Origin of the sequence: Nocardia sp. NPDC047648 (assembly GCF_040642815.1) — a bacterium.
Classification (GTDB): Bacteria; Actinomycetota; Actinomycetes; order Mycobacteriales; family Mycobacteriaceae; genus Nocardia; species Nocardia gamkensis.
Map to the genome: position 1 here is coordinate 265802 of NZ_JBEYSX010000008.1, position 16050 is coordinate 281851.

The 16050-nt window shown below is 65.7% G+C and carries 14 protein-coding genes; 9 read left to right on the forward strand and 5 right to left on the reverse strand.

Annotated elements, in window-relative coordinates; all coding sequences use genetic code 11:
- Positions 1 to 61 precede the first annotated feature (61 nt).
- A complete protein-coding gene (gene ssb, locus ABZ803_RS19325) occupies positions 62 to 472 on the forward strand; it encodes a single-stranded DNA-binding protein (RefSeq protein WP_357039678.1) in 411 nt (136 codons plus the stop codon).
- Positions 473 to 995: 523 nt separating this feature from the next.
- Here the strand turns inward: ssb and ABZ803_RS19330 are convergent.
- Together ABZ803_RS19330 and ABZ803_RS19335 are read right to left on the reverse strand one after the other, a co-directional pair.
- Positions 996 to 2414: an HNH endonuclease gene (locus tag ABZ803_RS19330; protein WP_357039681.1), complete on the reverse strand. Its 1419-nt coding sequence runs from the start codon at positions 2412 to 2414 to the stop codon at positions 996 to 998.
- Positions 2415 to 2988: 574 nt separating this feature from the next.
- The gene (locus ABZ803_RS19335) at positions 2989 to 3279 is read right to left on the reverse strand and encodes a hypothetical protein (RefSeq protein ID WP_357039684.1); all 291 of its coding nucleotides are present in this window, start codon (positions 3277 to 3279) and stop codon (positions 2989 to 2991) included.
- Between the two features lie 163 nt (positions 3280 to 3442).
- Between ABZ803_RS19335 and ABZ803_RS19340 the strand changes: the two genes are divergently transcribed.
- A complete protein-coding gene (locus ABZ803_RS19340) occupies positions 3443 to 3877 on the forward strand; it encodes a helix-turn-helix transcriptional regulator (RefSeq protein ID WP_357039944.1) in 435 nt (144 codons plus the stop codon).
- Positions 3878 to 3942: 65 nt separating this feature from the next.
- On the opposite strand, the gene ABZ803_RS19345 is transcribed toward ABZ803_RS19340, so the two are convergent.
- Both ABZ803_RS19345 and ABZ803_RS19350 read right to left on the reverse strand, forming a co-directional pair.
- Positions 3943 to 4482: a hypothetical protein gene (locus tag ABZ803_RS19345; protein WP_357039687.1), complete on the reverse strand. Its 540-nt coding sequence runs from the start codon at positions 4480 to 4482 to the stop codon at positions 3943 to 3945.
- Positions 4483 to 4896: 414 nt separating this feature from the next.
- Positions 4897 to 5403 (reverse strand): hypothetical protein, encoded by a 507-nt coding sequence (locus ABZ803_RS19350; protein WP_357039690.1) that lies wholly within the window; start codon positions 5401 to 5403, stop codon positions 4897 to 4899.
- A gap of 262 nt (positions 5404 to 5665) precedes the next feature.
- Here ABZ803_RS19350 and ABZ803_RS19355 point away from each other — a divergent pair, with 262 nt between their 5' ends.
- A complete protein-coding gene (locus tag ABZ803_RS19355; RefSeq protein ID WP_357039692.1) occupies positions 5666 to 7255 on the forward strand; it encodes an AMP-binding protein in 1590 nt (529 codons plus the stop codon).
- 65 nt (positions 7256 to 7320) lie between these two features.
- Here ABZ803_RS19355 and ABZ803_RS19360 read toward each other — a convergent pair whose 3' ends face one another.
- The gene (locus ABZ803_RS19360) at positions 7321 to 7884 is read right to left on the reverse strand and encodes a PadR family transcriptional regulator (RefSeq protein ID WP_357039695.1); all 564 of its coding nucleotides are present in this window, start codon (positions 7882 to 7884) and stop codon (positions 7321 to 7323) included.
- Positions 7885 to 8008: 124 nt separating this feature from the next.
- Between ABZ803_RS19360 and ABZ803_RS19365 the strand changes: the two genes are divergently transcribed.
- From ABZ803_RS19365 to ABZ803_RS19390, 6 genes are all read left to right on the forward strand, one after another.
- On the forward strand, positions 8009 to 8425 hold the full coding sequence (locus ABZ803_RS19365; RefSeq protein WP_357039698.1) for a nuclear transport factor 2 family protein: 417 nt from the start codon (positions 8009 to 8011) through the stop codon (positions 8423 to 8425).
- Complete coding sequence (locus tag ABZ803_RS19370; RefSeq protein WP_357039701.1) at positions 8422 to 9909, forward strand: NAD(P)/FAD-dependent oxidoreductase; 1488 nt, start codon at positions 8422 to 8424, stop codon at positions 9907 to 9909. Before ABZ803_RS19365 ends, ABZ803_RS19370 begins: the two co-directional genes overlap by 4 nt.
- Positions 9910 to 9924: 15 nt before the next feature.
- The gene (locus ABZ803_RS19375) at positions 9925 to 11061 is read left to right on the forward strand and encodes an FAD-binding oxidoreductase (protein WP_357039704.1); all 1137 of its coding nucleotides are present in this window, start codon (positions 9925 to 9927) and stop codon (positions 11059 to 11061) included.
- Positions 11058 to 12884, forward strand: a complete 1827-nt coding sequence (locus tag ABZ803_RS19380; protein ID WP_357039706.1) for an acyl-CoA dehydrogenase — start codon at positions 11058 to 11060, stop codon at positions 12882 to 12884. Before ABZ803_RS19375 ends, ABZ803_RS19380 begins: the two co-directional genes overlap by 4 nt.
- Positions 12885 to 12897: 13 nt before the next feature.
- Positions 12898 to 13716 carry an SGNH/GDSL hydrolase family protein gene (locus tag ABZ803_RS19385; RefSeq protein ID WP_357039709.1) on the forward strand — a complete coding sequence of 273 codons (819 nt, stop codon included), beginning with the start codon at positions 12898 to 12900 and terminating at the stop codon, positions 13714 to 13716.
- Positions 13717 to 14154: 438 nt separating this feature from the next.
- Complete coding sequence (locus ABZ803_RS19390; protein WP_357039712.1) at positions 14155 to 15960, forward strand: serine/threonine-protein kinase PknD; 1806 nt, start codon at positions 14155 to 14157, stop codon at positions 15958 to 15960.
- The last annotated feature ends 90 nt before the right edge of the window (positions 15961 to 16050 follow it).

The window sequence follows — 16050 nt, forward strand, 5'->3', positions numbered from 1 at the left end:
CCGTCCCACCAACCACCGGGAGCCGACCGAGCCCCCGAACCCCCGCCAGGAGGAAGCCGTCATGGCCAGCAACGTCACCGTCACCATCACCGGCCACCTCGCCGACAACCCCGAACCCCGCGTCACGACCACCGGCAAACTCGTCACCAACTTCACCGTCATCTCCAACGACCGCCGCTACGACCGCGACCGCAACGAATGGGTCGACGCCGCCAAGACCGTCATCCGGATCAACTGCTGGGGCGACCTGGCCCAACTCGCCGGAGACAGCCTGACCAAGGGATGCCGCGTCACCGTCACCGGCCACCGCCTGACCGCCGACCCCTACCTCGGCAAGGACGCCAAGCCCCGCGCCGCCCTCGAACTCACCGCCGACACCGTCGCCGTCGACCTGAAAGGCCAGACCGCACAGATCACCCGCTGGACCCGCAACGGCACCAGCAGCGTCGACGCCACCGAGCCGCCGTTCTGATCCGCACACGGTGACCGGGCCAGCTACAACCAGGTCCGGTCACCGAACCCGGCCACCACGACCGACTGCCGAATTCGCCTATTACTTAGATTAAAGAGCCCGTCAGCCAGAGCCTGTCTGTAGCAAGTACTTCCGCGTCCTTCGGCCGCGCGGCCCTGGAATGGATGGGCCTGCAGTGTGTCCGCGCGCCCCTCCAGCGTCAAGGGCGCCTATCGGCGTCAGCTTCGCTGATGGCTACGCCACCCTTGACCCTGGAGCCTCTACGCGCGAAGGGCAGGCCCTACGGGGCAGGCAGGGGAAGCCTGCCCCCTCCTGCGCAAGCCCACCCATCCCAGGGCCTGCCGCGGGTCACCCCGCCGGCGCAGGTCACCTTTCGGATTGCCGAACAGTGCTGGGCACGACGAGAGCCGTACCCGACCTACCTCCCGCAGCCGAACACGTAGGCGCACCACCCGATACCGGTCCACTGGCTGTGGTCACCGCTCCGCACACATCAGAATTCACTCAATACGTCCAACGTTCGTCAACCGCCGTCTTTCTGCCGTCGCTGGTCACGAAGCTGCCTGCCGTAGTGCTTGCCACATAATCCACGCACCTCGGCTCGTTCAATGCAGCTAGATTTTGAGCACACGGGCTGATCGATACGATTCTTGAGCCAATGGTTGTAGTGACTCTTGCACAGCCCTCTTGTATTCGCATTACTACTGCAATCGGGCTCGGAGCATTTCGTCCTACTCTGCAGCCATTGTCTGTAATGGGTCCGACATAAACCGCGAGCGCGAATAGGTTTGGCGCAATCTTCAGCGGAGCACGATGCCGGCTTTTCTGGTAAATCGTATGAACCATGGACCCGGAAGCGCCGTCGATGCTTCTGACACATTCCCATCGCTTCAGGTTTTCTGCCACAGTCAGGGGCCGAACACAGCGGCTTGACGACGGGGCTCCCTGTTGCCAGCCACTCCGCTACGAGCGGTTCTACCTCAGCGGGGTCGCGTTGCCAACCTGCGGGTTTGTCACGCTTGGCAATGTTGCAGGTTTTGTGGGCAAGTGCCAAATTCTCGGGCTCATGACTGCCGCCGAGAGCAATCGGAGTGACGTGGTCGACCTGCCCTGACAATGGATGTGGATCCAGCACGCCGTCGGGAACTACTAAACCGCAGATATTGCACATGTCCCCGTCTCTGATCCTTAGATCATCGGCGGACATATAGAGCGACGAACTCCTATGTCTGCACTGATCGCACAGCTTCTTAGAGATCGGCGTCAGCCGTCGACCGCCACCATTCGCCGGGGCCAGGTAGTCGATCACCGTCCCGCATTGGCTACAAGTTCCAGTTACATCTACTTCGACATGCCGTGCCGCGAGATTTCTGCATTTCCAAGAGCAATATCTACTGCGGCTACCCACACCCACAGGCTCACCGCACCACCCGCAATCGCTATTCGTCTCCACTCGCGTTGATCGAATCTCGCGCAACTCTTCACCGTTGTTGCGCTGTTTGAGGTGTGTCGAACATAAGCCGCGGCCAGATACCTTGCGGTTACATTGCGGCCCGCTACACCGGGGTTTGCAGCCATCGGTGCAATATCGCCTTCCCGGCGGAAATCCTGCCAGGTCAGCACCACATCCCCGGCAGCGACGCTCTATGGTCGTGGGGAGGTCATCAGGCACATTGCGAGTCGAGAGTGGTGCTGTAGACAGTTGGCCCATGCGCTGGCGTTTGGAGTAGTGCAGCCGACACAGCGCTCGCGCCTTGACCGGGCTTCCACATCCTTCTTCCGAGCACTCAGCGGAGCTTCGTCGTGCTGATCCTCGAGCGAGATCATAATGCCGCTGACAAAGACCTTTCGCCATTGCGTTCTGGTCACACGACGACATGTCACACGGCCTAGGCGGTCGTTTCTCAAGCGAACCGGTCCGCTTGAGGCGCTGGCGATGCATGAAGCACAGTCCCTCACGACTGGATCGCGTTCTATCGCAACCTGGAGCCCAGCAACGTTGACCACGAACGTTATCCGGACTTCCGTTGACGTCTCCATACCTCCAGAATGCCTGGTAATGCTTGCTGCACAGCTGCCACTTCTTGACCGATACTCTCAAACCGCACCCGTCAGCCCTGCAGATACTCGCCGTATCCACCCCCGCCTCCTGTAGTCATCGCGACGATGCCAGCAGGTTATGCCACGGCACTGACACTTTCATCTGCGGCGCAAGACAACCGCTGGATCACCGCTCGGTCCACGCTGCCCCTGCCCGCGCTCGTGCCTGACGATGTGGGGACCAATTGGGGACCACACGTCCTGCGTGCCAGCCGAATCCACGGAGCCCCAGGGGTTTCGAGCCCCACGCACAACGTGCGCGACGTGCCCGGACGATGGATCGCCATTCCTGGGGGTCAAGTGGTCGCAGGTTCAAATCCTGTCAGCCCGACAACGGAAACCCCCTCCGACCAGTGTCGGAAGGGGTTTTCTCGTTCATGCGGCAGGGCCGGATTCGAGCGGTTCTCACAGAAATCTCACATTTTCGGGCTTGTGGAGCCTCTAGCCCACCGCTCGAGCACGTCCCGATTGTCCGGAACGGTCTCCGGGACGTCGATGTAGTGCGCCTTGGCCACCGCGCGGGTGTTACCCGGCTGACGCGCGGCGCGCTCGGGGTCGCCGTAGGCGTGGTCGACCGCGGTGGCCGCGCCTTTGCGGAACGTACGCGGGGTCACCCACGCGAAGTTGTCCCCGCGCGCCGCGCGCCAGGTGCGGCCGAAGTTGTTCGCCTGATCGCCGAGCCCACGCCGACAGCACAAGGAAGCCATCGCCCTCACCGTCGAATGGCGAAAATCATTGGGAGACATGGCCTAGGCCAGGCTCATCGTGTCCACTTTCCCGAAACTCGCCCGGGCCCTTCCGGGATTGGTTCACCGCGCCACGGTGGGCGACAATGGCTGAGGTGAGCACCAAGACCCGCACCTCGAGGAGCTGGGCCAGTTCTCGAGGGCGCGGCGCGGGGAGCTCGACCCGACCGTGCTCGGTCTGCCCGCGCCCGAGCACGGCACCAGGCGCGTGCCTGGGCTGCGGCGAGTGGAAGTCGCCACCCATGCCGCGATCAGCCGGGATTACTACAACCGCATCGAACAGGGCCGCCTGGCACCCTCGACACCGGTCCTCGACGCGCTGGCGAACACACCGGCACTGACCCCGCTGCAGCGCACCTACCTCGAAGGTCTCGCCCGCCGAGCCGACCCGCGCACCACCACGGTTCAGCCGCAGAGGATTCTGCCGGTCAGCGCTGAACAGGACTCCGACAATCGACACTTCCGGACCACACCGCCAGATGGCGCTGGGGTGTTCGAGACCGAACGTTTCTCAACACCCCAGCGTCGTGACGGACCTCTAGGGGGCCGGGAAGATTGACGAGAAGGAGTTGCCGCATATAGCCGCAGGCTATGCGCGGTAACTCGAACAGCGATCTGCTGGTATCACCCCACGATCTGACTCCACGCGTCGTCGAGGTGGCGCATGAGGCCGCTGAAGAATCCGTTTACCTGACCTGCCTGCTGGGGCGTCAGCGAGTCGAGGAAGCCGAGTTCCTTGCCCAGCACCTCGATAAGAAGGTCCTCGACCGCTTGGAATACGGAGAGGATCCTCTGTTGCCAGTCAGGGTGCTGGTTGCCGAGGCTTTTGAGCTTTGCCACGGTCGAGTCCCGCAGCTGTTGGAACTGGGTTCTGGCGCTGTCCATCAGTTGACTGATCAGGTTCTCGAACTCATCGACGGAGATGTCACCGGCGAGGACGCGCTGAGCCTCTGAGGCCGCGGTGGCGCCGGTGTGGCGGAGCTGGTCCAGCATGCCGGTTTCGGCGGGTTGAAGGGCGTCTTTGACCTCTTGCGGAACATCCGCCGTTCGGACCTCGGGGATGTGAGTGGAGGACTTCGCCGAAGCTGTGCCGTCGCCGGCGATGCGGCGCTGGGCGATGGTGTCGAGCAGGGTGGTGAAGTTCTGTGGATCGGTCCTGGTCATTGCCCCTCCAACAAGATCGTGTACTGGGCCTTGCCATCGACGACACGAACCCGGCCAGATCACGCGAGCCCCCCGAGCCGTGTCAGGCTGAGCCGGACGAACGGGCACCGCTTGCGGCAGTCCCGCACGGTGGCTCCCATATCTCCTCCATGCACAAACAGGCTATGAGCGCCTGCCGGGCACATGCATCACCTCCAACGGGTGAAACCCGAGGGATGTCGAGAATCGATCAGTTCTCCAACACCTTGACCGCTGATGGCGCCGAACCGTCTCTGTCGACCTGGTGGCGGGCCGGCTGCGACGGGTGGGCGACAGACCGTAGGGTTGCCACCCACCGCGCGGTTCTACTTGTTCACGGGCTCGAGACGCCACCGCTGTCGCGGGTTGTTGGTGCGGTCTTCCAGCTTCAGCCGCTCATCGGTGGTGTAGGTCATCACGCCTTCGAATATCGGGGTTATCGGGGACAGAGAGGTATCCGTTCTCGAACTTCCATTCGGTTGCATGCGTGGAGCCCGCTCCAGTCAGTCCCACCGAAGACTCGTCGTAGTAGCCGCCGTATTGGTTGCGCCCGGCCTCGACCTCTGTCGCCGTCAGGGCGAAGCGGCCGGCCGGGTGGGTGTTGTCGACGTTGATCAGCAGATTGTCCTTGCCGTACCAACGTTGCCGTTCTTCGCCGGTGCAGCCGTCGAGGACGGCGAGGGTGGGCGGTTTCGTGCGACCGCTCTGGTTGTGCCGCTCGTTGTAAGCCCGATCGCCGCCGAAGTCCTCGTACTCCCCCGGCACGTAGACCAGGCACCGCCCGGTGGCCTCGTTGACGATCTGGAACTCCCCCTTCGGAAACCCGCTGGGCGCCGCATGGGCAGCACTCGTGCCGCCGGGACTCGCCAGCAGCACGGCCGGGACCGCCACCAGCGTCAGCACGAATGCCTTGAACCTGCTACCTCGCACGCACGTACTCCTGTCACTTTCCGAGCGGTGAGCCGGTGAAGCCGTGGAGCACGAGTACGCCGTGGTCGTCGCCGTCGGCGTGGAAGGGGTTCGCATGAGGAAGCATGTGCCTATCATTCGGTCAAAATTATTTCTAATCAAATAGTTGAATATCGGTTGTGTGGCCCCTACAGTCGGTCGGGTTGTGACCCGCGCCACCGGCGCGTGGGTTCGGACGAGTCGCGAGGACAGCTTCATGAGCTTTACCAGCCCGTATCCCGATGTCGACATCCCGGTCGTGAGCCTGTATGAGTTCCTGTTCGACGGCCTGAGCGAGGCCGAACTGGCTCGGCCGGCGCTGCTGGACGGAATGACTGGTGCCGAGACCACCTACCGGGTGTTGCGTGATCAGATCGACGCGGTGGCCGGTGCGTTGGCCGAGCGCGGGTTGCGGATCGGTGATGTGGTCGCGGTGCATGTGCCGAATGTGCCCGCTTTCGCCGCTGTGCTGCATGGCGTGCTGCGGGCGGGCGGTACCGCGACCACGGTGCACGCGCTCTACACCAGCGAGGAGATCGCCAAGCAGCTCGTCGATGCCGGGGCCCGGTTCCTGTTCACGATCTCGTTGTTCCTGCCCCAGGCTGCGGCGGCGGCCACGGTGGCCGGTATCGCGCCCGAACGGATCGTGGTGCTCGACGGCGCACCAGGTCATGCGTCGCTGGCGGATCTGCTCGCGACGAAAGCCGCGCCGCCCGCGGTGAGTTTCGATCCTGCCACCCACCTGGCGGTGCTGCCGTATTCGTCGGGCACAACCGGCAACCCGAAGGGGGTGATGCTGACGCACCGGAATCTGGTGGCCAACATCTGCCAGGTCGAACCGCTGACCCGCTTGGGTGCCGCAGATCGGGTCTCGGCCGTGCTGCCGTTCTTTCACATCTACGGTCTGACTCTGATTCTCAATACCGCGCTGCGGCGGCGGGCCACGCTGGTCACGATGCCCCGGTTCGAGCTGACGGAGTTTCTGCGGATCACCGCGACACATCGGTGCAGCTACCTGTTGATCGCGCCGCCGATCGCCGTGGCGCTGGCCAAGGATCCCCGCGTGGCCGATTACGACCTGTCGAGTGTGCGGGTGGTCATGTCCGCCGCGGCCGCCCTGGACGCTGATCTCGGCCACGCGCTCGCGGAGCGGCTGGACTGCCGGGTCCACCAGGGGTACGGGATGACCGAGATGAGCCCGGCCAGCCACGGCATCCCCGAGGACCGCCTCGATCTGCCGCTGGGATCGATCGGAGTCACCCTGCCCAACATCGAATGCAAACTCGTCGACCCGCTCACCGGCGCCGAGATCGCTATCCCCGCAACCGGTATCAGCGCTCCCGGCGAGCTGTGCTGCAAGGGCCCCAATGTGATGCGCGGCTACTTCGGCAACGACAGTGCGAGCGCCGACGCGTTCGACGCCGAAGGGTTCCTGCGCACCGGCGACATCGCGGTCGTAGACGCCGACGGTGTCGTGTACCTGGTGGACCGAGCCAAGGAGTTGATCAAATACAAGGGGTACCAGGTGGCTCCCGCCGAACTCGAGGCGGTGTTGTTGACCCATCCCGATATCGCCGACGCGGGTGTGATCGGCGTCAAGGACACCGATGGCGAGGAGATTCCGAAGGCGTTCGTCGTCCCGCGCGCCGGCACCGGACTCGCCGCCACGCAGGTCATCGACTTTGTCGCCGAACGGGTCGCTGCGCACAAGAAGATCCGCCGCGTCGCGTTCGTCGACGCTATCCCGAAGTCGATCACCGGCAAGATCCTGCGCAAGGACTTGCGATCGCTGGAGACCACGCGCTGACCGCTGGCGCTGCCGCCGGACCCAGATATGTCTCGGCGGCAGCGTAGTCCGCGATACGCCGAGCGCTACGTGTGGGCGGCGCTGCGCTTGTCGATCGCCGCCAGGGTGAATTCGGCCCAGCGAACGTTCTCCTGTTCGAAGGAGATTCCGCGCAGCAGTGTCAGATAGGGGCCGATTCGGTCGGCCTCGGCAAGGTACGCCTGTTCGCTGCGGCCGTCGAGCAACCGGGTGCGCAGGCGTTCGTACCGGGCCAGTTTCGCCCGCGACCACTCCAGTCTCTCGGCCACCGACGCGCGGACCGCCGGCGCGTCCTCGCTGTCCATGCCCTGAACCTTCACCATCATCTCGTCGCGGATGGCGGTGGGTCTGGCTGATGCGCGAATGAATTCGTGCAGGGCGGCGCGTCCGGCGGGAGTGATGGTGTGCAGGCGCTTGTTGGGGCGGCGCTCCTGCTGGACCACCCGGGTCTCGATGAGCCCCTCGGCGGCCATGCGTTCGAGCTCCTTGTACAGCTGCTGCGGGGTCGCCATCCAGAAGTTGGCCACCGAGGCATCGAAGCTTTTGGCCAGCTCGTAGCCGGATGCCTCGCCGTCGAGCAGTGCGGCCAACACCGCGTTACGTAGCGCCATCCCGACAATCTAGCACGCGAAGAGACTATTCAACTTTCTACCCCAAAGGAGACTGGACACGACGCCTCAACCTCGATACCGTTAATGTAACCTAAGCAATTAATTGTCTATGAGAGGAGTGGATATGCATCCCTTCCGCGTGGCGGTGGAGGCCCGTGACGAGGCCGCGATCGAGGCGCTGCTGGCCGAGAATGTGGTGTTCACCAGCCCGGTGGCGTTCAAGCCGTACCCGGGCAAAGCGATCACCGCGGCCATCCTGCGCGCAGTGATCCGGGTCTTCGAGGACTTCCGCTACGTGCGCGAGATCGCCGACGCAGGCGGGCGCGATCACGCCTTCGTGTTCGAGGCGACCGTCGACGGCAAGGCCCTGACCGGCTGCGACTTCCTGCACTTCGACGCCGACGGCAAGATCGACGACTTCATGGTCATGGTGCGCCCGCTCTCGGCCGCCCAGGCACTGGCCGCGCGTATGGGTGAGCAGTTCGAGCAGATCAAGGCCGAAGCCACCGCCGCGATCGCGGGAGAGGCGGCACAGGCGTGAGCGACTACGACGCGATCGTCATCGGCGCGGGCAACGCCGGGCTCACTGCCGCGGCTACCCTCCAGCGCGCGGGTGTGCGTACGCTGCTGCTGGAGCGGCACAACATTCCCGGCGGCTGCGGAACTTCGTTCCGCCGTGGGCGCTTCGAGTTCGAGGTCGCCTTGCACCAGCTGTCCGGGGTCGGGGTGCAGGGTCAGCCGATCTCTCTGCGGGAAGGGCTTTTCGCCCAGCTCGGGATCGCCGACAAACTGGAGTTCGTGCAGGAGCACGACATCTACCGGGCGGTTATCCCCGGCCGGCTCGACGTCACGCTGCCCGCGGACTGGGAGGCCGCCGCCGACGCGCTCGACGAGCAGGCGCCGGGCAACAAGGACCGGGTGCTGCGGTTCTTCGAGCTGATCAAGCAGGTGACGTTCTGGCAGATCGCGGCCATGCGCGGCATGCCGGTCGAGCAGATCGACCCGGTGCTGTTCCGCTACGGGCTGCGGCCGTTGAAGGACGTGCTCGATGAGTACTTCGACGATGCTCGCATCAAGCTCGCACTCGGCACCTACTGGTCCTATCTCGGACAGCCGCCGTCGAAGCTGCGGTTCCAGGATCTGGCGTTGACGCTGTTCGCCTACTTCGAGTTCAAGCCCTGGCATGTGCGCGGCGGCTCGCAGGCCATGTCCACCGCGATCCTCGACGCCTTCCTCGAAGCCGGCGGCGAGGTGCGGTTCAACACCGGCGTCGAGGCCATCCTCACCGCGGGCGGGCGCGCGTTCGGGGTGCGCCTCGACGACGGCACCGAGGTCACCGCGCTCGACGTGATCTCCAATGCGTCGCTGCCGACCACCTACGGCATGCTCGAAGGCATCGATGTGCCCGCGGCGGTGCGAGACGATCTGTCCACCAGGCGCATCGGCGTGTCCGGGTTCGTGCTGCACATGGGCCTGGACGCCACCCCGGCCGAGCTCGGATTCACGACCAGCACCACCTTCGTCAACCGCGACACCGACGACGACCACACCTATCGGGCGTGGAAATCGTTCGCGCCCGCGCGCGGAATCTGCGTCACCTCCTACGATGTCGCGCCCATCGGCTTCGCCCCCGCCGGTGCCACCCACGTCAGCCTGATGACGCTGCAGTACGCCGACATCTGGCGCGAGGTCTCCCCGTCGGAGTACGCGCGCACCAAGTTCGCCTACGCGCAAACCCTGTTGGACCTGTGCGAGACCGTCACCCCCGGCATCCGTGACGCCATCGAGGAAGTCGATGTGGCAACGCCGTTGACGATGATGCGGTATCTCGGGCACCCCGGCGGCGCGATCTATGGCTACGACCAGGACTCCACCGAGGGCTGGCTGTTCCGCAACAGCGAACGCGAAACCCACGTTCCCGGACTGCATCTGGCCGGATCCTGGGCCGGGATCGGCGGCTTCCAGCCCACCCTCGAAGCGGGCGCGCGTGTCGCCCGCCGCCTACTGCGCGCCAAAGCCGCCTGAATTCGGAGCATGATGATGAAACACCCTCTCGCAGAACGATTCGATGGCGCGGCTGAGATCCTCGCCGAGATCGACACCCGCATCCCCGACACTCGCGACCACCTCGCCGAGACACGCGCCACCGTCGACACCTACCACCCCACACGGCTGAAACTGGTCGTCACCGAGATCATCGAGGAGACCGCGACCACCAAGACCTTCCGGATGAAGGGGCTCGACCGGGTCGAGCTACCGCCGTTCCTGGCCGGTCAGTACGTCAACGTCTTCCTCGACGGCACCAGCCGCCCCTATGCGATCTCGTCGCCTCCCACCCGCCGCGACCACTACGACCTCACCGTGCGCCGCGTCCCCGGCGGCCGCCTCAGCAACCTGCTCATCGACAGCGTCGAGATCGGGCAGGTGCTCACCACCACCGGCCCGATGGGCACCTTCCACCACAACCCCCTCTTCCACGGCGACGACTTGGTGTTCCTGGCCGGCGGCTCCGGTGTGGCGCCCGCGATGAGCATGATCCGCGAGATCGCCGACCTGGGCTCGGACCGCACCTTCCACCTCGTCTACGGCTCCCGCGACGCCGGTGACATCATCTTCCGCGACGAACTCGACGACATCGCCCGCACACACCCGGGCATCGACGTCGACCACGTCATCGCCGAACCCGCCCCCGACTGGACCGGGGCCGCCGGCTACCTCACCGCCGACACCCTCACGACACTGCTCGGCAAGCTCGACGGCCGCATGGTCTACGTGTGTGGCCCGCAAGCGCTCTACCCCTACGCACTCGACCAGCTCACCACCCTGGGCCACCCGCGCAAACGCATCCGCTTCGAAGCCAACGGCGCACCCAGCGACCCGACCACGCAACCGCACTGGCCGACCGGAACCGACCCTGCAACCGAAGTCACCGTCACCGTCGGCAGCACCTCCTTCCGCACTCCCCGCAACCGGCCACTGCTGGACGCGCTGGAGGACAACGGCATTCGTCCCGAGGCCGCCTGCCGCTCCGGCGAATGCAGCCTGTGCCGGATCCGCGTTCTCAAGGGCGAGGTGCACACCGCCGAGGAAGCCAAACCGCGGCTGTCGGACGCACGCTTCGGCTACACGCACTCGTGTGTGGCCTACCCGATCAGCGATGTGGAGCTCGACCTGTGAACTCGGGCCACTACCGGGCCAACGTCCGCGACCTCGAATTCAACCTGTTCGAAATGCTCGGTCTCGATGCGCTGCTCGACAGCGGCGCGTTCGGCGACCACGACACCGAGTCCGTGCGGACCATGCTCCACAACATGCGACGGGTGGCCGAAGGGCCGCTCGGCGCGTCGTTCGCCGACGCCGACCGTCACCCTCCGATCTTCGACCCCGACACCCACACCGTCACCCTGCCGGAGTCGTTCAAGCGTTCCTATAAGGCGCTGCGCGGACTGGGCTGGGAGAAGATCGGCGTACCTCCCGAATTGGGCGGCACACCGGTCCCGCGCGCGGTGTACTGGGCACTGGGCGAGATGATCCTCGGCGCGCAACCGGCCGCGTTCATCTACGCCCTCGGGCCCAGCGCGGCCGCGCTGTTCCACAAGGGCAGCGACGACCAGCGCCGCCGCACTCGGATCGCCGTCGAGAACGGCTGGGGCGGAACTATGGTGCTCACCGAACCCGACGCCGGCTCCGACGTCGGGGCCGCCCGCACCCGCGCGATCCCACAGCCCGACGGCTCCTGGCATCTGGAAGGCGTCAAACGATTCATCAGCTCCGCCGACTCCGACGACCTGTTCGACAACGTCATCCACCTGGTCCTCGCACGCCCGGACGGCGCGGGCCCGGGCACCAGAGGGCTGGCACTGTTCCTCGTACCCAAGATCCACTTCGACCCCGACACCGGCGAATTGGGTGAGCGCAACGGCGTGTTCGTCACCAACGTCGAGCACAAGATGGGGCTGAAAGTCTCCGCGACCTGCGAACTGAGCTTCGGCGCCCACGGCACCCCCGCCAAAGGCTGGCTGGTCGGCGACCAGAACGCCGGCATCGCCCAGATGTTCCGCATCATCGAAAACGCGCGAATGATGGTAGGCACCAAAGCGATCGCCACCCTGTCCACCGGCTACCTGCACGCGCTCGACCACGCACGAACACGGGTGCAAGGACCGGACCTGACCCGCAAGGACGACAAAGACGCCCCACGGGTGCCGATCATCGCCCACCCCGACATCCGGCGGTCGCTGCTGCTGCAGAAGGCCTACGCCGAAGGGCTGCGCGCGGTCTACCTCTACACCGCCGCGCACCAGGATCCGATGGTCGCCGAGCGGGTCTCCGGTGCCGATCCCGACCTGGCCGCACGAGTCAACGACCTGCTGCTGCCGATCGTCAAGGGCGTCGGCTCCGAACGCGCCTACCAGTACCTGACCGAATCACTGCAAGTGATGGGCGGATCGGGCTACCTGCAGGACTACCCGATCGAGCAGTACATCCGTGACGCCAAGATCGACTCCCTATATGAGGGCACCACCGCCATCCAGGCCCAGGACTTCTTCTTCCGCAAAATAATCCGCGACCAGGGCACCGCACTCGCCCACCTCGCAAACCAGATCGAAAAGTTCATCGAGAACGCAGCCGAAACGCCGGAACACGAACTGTTGCGCACCGCGCTGGCCAACGTCCAAACCATGACCACCACGATGACCGGATATCTCATGGCGGCACAGCAGAATCCCACCGAGCTCTACAAGATCGGTCTCGGTTCGGTCCGCTTCCTGCTCGCCGTTGGGGACCTGCTCATCGGCTGGCAACTGCTACGGCAAGCAGAAGTCGCCACCGCAGCACTGGCCGCGGGCATCACCGGCCCGCAAGCAGCGTTCTATCAGGGCAAGATCACCACCGCCGCCTTCTTCGCCCGCACCGTCCTGCCGACACTCGACGCCACCCGAGTCGTGCTGTCCCGACTCGACAACGACCTCATGGCACTCAGCGAAGCCGCCCTCTGAGAGCGAGAACGCGGTGGGGGCCGGACGCGAACAACCACCCACCCCCGCCTCCTACACACGCTATGTCGCACTGGGTGACAGCCAAACCGAAGGAGTAGGCGACGGCGACGACGCGACCGGGCTGCGGGGCTGGGCAGACCGCCTCGCCGAGCGGCTCGCGGCGATCAACCCCGACCTGCGCTACGCCAACCTCGCCGTACGCGGCAAACTCGCACACCAGGTCCACGCCGAACAACTCGCCGCGGCCCTCGCGCTGGAACCCGACCTCGCGACCGTCCTGGTCGGGGTCAACGACCTGCTGAGACCCGGATTCGACGCCGACGAAATCGGCGCGCGTCTGCACGCGATGTTCGCCGCCCTCACCGCGGCGGGCGCCACCGTAGCCACCCTCGCGCTGCCCGACATCACCCGCATCACCCCCCTGGCCCGCCCGATCAGCGCCCGCGTCACTGCCCTCAATCAGCGCATCCGGCAATCCGCCGCCCACTACGGCGTCATCGTCGCCGAGACCGCCGACCACGCCGTCGTCACCGACCCCCGACTGTGGAGCCCCGACCGGCTGCACGCCGGACCGATAGGACATCAACGCATCGCCGACGCCGTCGCCCACGCCCTCCGCCTGCCCGGCGCCGACGACAGTTGGACCCATCCACTCTCACCTCCACCGCCGCAACCCGACACCACGGCCGCCGCGCTGAACGAACTCCGCTGGGCCGCAACCTTCCTCGGCCCCTGGCTCGGAAGACGCCCGACCGGACGATCCTCCGGCGACGGCCGCACTGCCAAACGCCCGCAACTACTGCCCGTCCAGATCCACGTACCCGGCCGGTGAACAGAAAACCCGAGAATCGATGAGGTTGACCCGGTCCGGATCGGCTCCGCGGCCTAAGCGTCCGAGCGACGGTGCCGGGCGACGGTGCGTTCGACGGCGCTGCCGAGGTTATTCCACAGATGCCAGCGGTCGGCGACCTGGATCGCCTGTGGTGCTCCTTTCGCTGCGGCGTAGGCGCAGGCCCGGTCACGGCAGATGATCTCAGTGCCGGGATGTTTCCGGAGCCGGCGGTCAGATCAACGGCACATGACCCGGCATTTCTCGAGCAGCCCTCGCTATCGTGTGCCGTTGATCTCGAAAGCGCGCACACCGATGTAGCGCCCGAGTACGAGCGTCTGGCCTGGCCGAATCGACTAGGGTGGAGCTACCTGCTCGCGGGCGCGGGTTGGGATGCAGCGAGTAAGCCGTTAGCCAGACAAGTGGTCACGGGACGGCACTATGAATGACGCGACAGTGGGTGGCGGGGACACCGCCCGGGGGCCGGGGTCAGCCGAGGTGTTCGGACGCTATCGGCTGTTATCACTGCTGGGTCAGGGCGGCATGGGCCAGGTGTGGCGGGCGCATGACTCGCTGACCAACCGGGTGGTGGCACTGAAGGTTCTGCCGGAGCGCTTCGCCGATGACGAGCAGTTACGCGAGCGGTTCCGCCGGGAGTGCCGGGCGGTGGCGCAGTTGACCGAGCCGCATGTGATTCCCATCCACGACTTCGGCGACATCGACGGTCGGCTCTATCTGAATATGCGGCTGATCGAGGGCACCGACCTGCGCACGCTGATCACGCGAGAAGGGGCCTTGTCGCCGCGGCGGGCAGTGGCGATCATCGCCCAGGTGGCCGGTGCGCTGCAGGCGGCCCACGACGCCGGACTGGTCCACCGCGATGTCAAACCCACCAATATCCTGCTGGGGGCGGACGAGTTCGCCTCCCTGATCGACTTCGGGATCGCGCACGCCGCCGACGACCGTACGCTGACCGCGACCGGCGAGACCATCGGCACCGTCGCCTACATGGCGCCGGAGGAGATCGGCGCGGAGGTCAAGGCCGACGCCCGGGTGGACGTGTACGCGTTGACGTGCGTGCTGTACGAGTGCCTGACCGGGCGGCCGCCGTTCGCGAGCGAATTCGGGATGCAGGGTGTGCTCGCCCATCATTTGCACACCCCGCCGCCGCGCCCCAGCACCACCACACCCGATGTACCGCCCGCGTTCGATGCGGTCATCGCCAAGGGAATGGCCAAAAACCCCCGCGATCGCTACCAGACTGTGCGCGAACTGGCCGCGGCGGCCCGCGCCGCGGTGGGCGATTCCCCGGTCGCCCCCACCGTGGGCGTTGCCACGCGCCATGGGCGGCGAATCGGATTGTCGCGCAAGACCGCCGGGGTGCTGGCCGCCGCGGTCGCGGTCGCGGTGGTCGCCGCCGTAGCCGTCGTCCTCGGTGTCCAACGGGAATCAGGCGGCGGCACCTCGCCCACACCCCTCGCCCCGGGCTACTCCGCACAGACTGCGCTGCCGTTCACCGGCGTCAGCCTGCCCACCGGTGTGGCGGTCGACCCAGCGGGCAACGTATACATCACCGACATGGGTAGCGATCGGGTGCTGAAATTGGCGGCAGGCGCGTCGACGCCCACCCCGCTACCGATCACCGGCCTGAAGAATCCCCAGGATATGGCGGTCGACACTGCAGGCAACGTATACGTCAGCGACACGAGTAACGATCGGGTGCTGAAATTGGCGGCAGGCGCGTCGACGCCGACGCCCCTGCCGATCACCGGCCTGAAGGATCCCCATGGTGTGGCGGTCGACAGCGCGGGAGACGTCTACGTTGCCGACCGGGGTAATGACCGGGTGCTGAAGTTGTCGGCGGGCGCGGCGGCGCCGACGACTCTGCCGTTGACCGGGCTCCAGGGTCCCGATGGCGTAGCGGTCGACTCGGCGGGCAACGTCTACATCACCGAATTGGGTACGGAGCAGGTGAGGGTGTTGGCGGCAGGCGCGTCCGCACCGTCCATGTTGCCGTTCACCGGGCTCAAAGATCCCCAGGGCTTGGCGGTCGACACGGCGGGAGATGTTTACGTCGTCGACTGGGGTAACAAATGGGTCGTGAGGTTGGCGGCAGGCGCGTCGACACCGACTCCCTTGCCGTTTTCCGGCCTGAAGAACCCCCAAGGTGTAGCGGTCGACTCGGCGGGCAACGTCTACATCACCGATCTGGGCCCCGATCCGGTGGTGAAACTCTCGGCCGACTGAACCATTCCAGATCGGTCCGTTCGATACCAGCCGTGCCGGGCTCCGGGCAGATCGATGTAACAAAATTCGGTGCACGAAACAAATTAGGAT

What these genes read in the sequence shown, in the direction of transcription:
- ABZ803_RS19330 (WP_357039681.1), bottom strand. Translation starts at nt 2,414, where the DNA reads ATGCATCGCCAGCGCCTCAAGCGGACCGGTTCGCTTGAGAAACGACCG.
- ABZ803_RS19365 (WP_357039698.1), top strand. Translation starts at nt 8,009, where the DNA reads ATGCATCCCTTCCGCGTGGCGGTGGAGGCCCGTGACGAGGCCGCGATC.
- ABZ803_RS19345 (WP_357039687.1), bottom strand. Translation starts at nt 4,482, where the DNA reads ATGACCAGGACCGATCCACAGAACTTCACCACCCTGCTCGACACCATC.
- ABZ803_RS19375 (WP_357039704.1), top strand. Translation starts at nt 9,925, where the DNA reads ATGAAACACCCTCTCGCAGAACGATTCGATGGCGCGGCTGAGATCCTC.
- ABZ803_RS19360 (WP_357039695.1), bottom strand. Translation starts at nt 7,884, where the DNA reads ATGGCGCTACGTAACGCGGTGTTGGCCGCACTGCTCGACGGCGAGGCA.
- ABZ803_RS19335 (WP_357039684.1), bottom strand. Translation starts at nt 3,279, where the DNA reads ATGGCTTCCTTGTGCTGTCGGCGTGGGCTCGGCGATCAGGCGAACAAC.
- ssb (WP_357039678.1), top strand. Translation starts at nt 62, where the DNA reads ATGGCCAGCAACGTCACCGTCACCATCACCGGCCACCTCGCCGACAAC.
- ABZ803_RS19390 (WP_357039712.1), top strand. Translation starts at nt 14,155, where the DNA reads ATGAATGACGCGACAGTGGGTGGCGGGGACACCGCCCGGGGGCCGGGG.
- ABZ803_RS19355 (WP_357039692.1), top strand. Translation starts at nt 5,666, where the DNA reads ATGAGCTTTACCAGCCCGTATCCCGATGTCGACATCCCGGTCGTGAGC.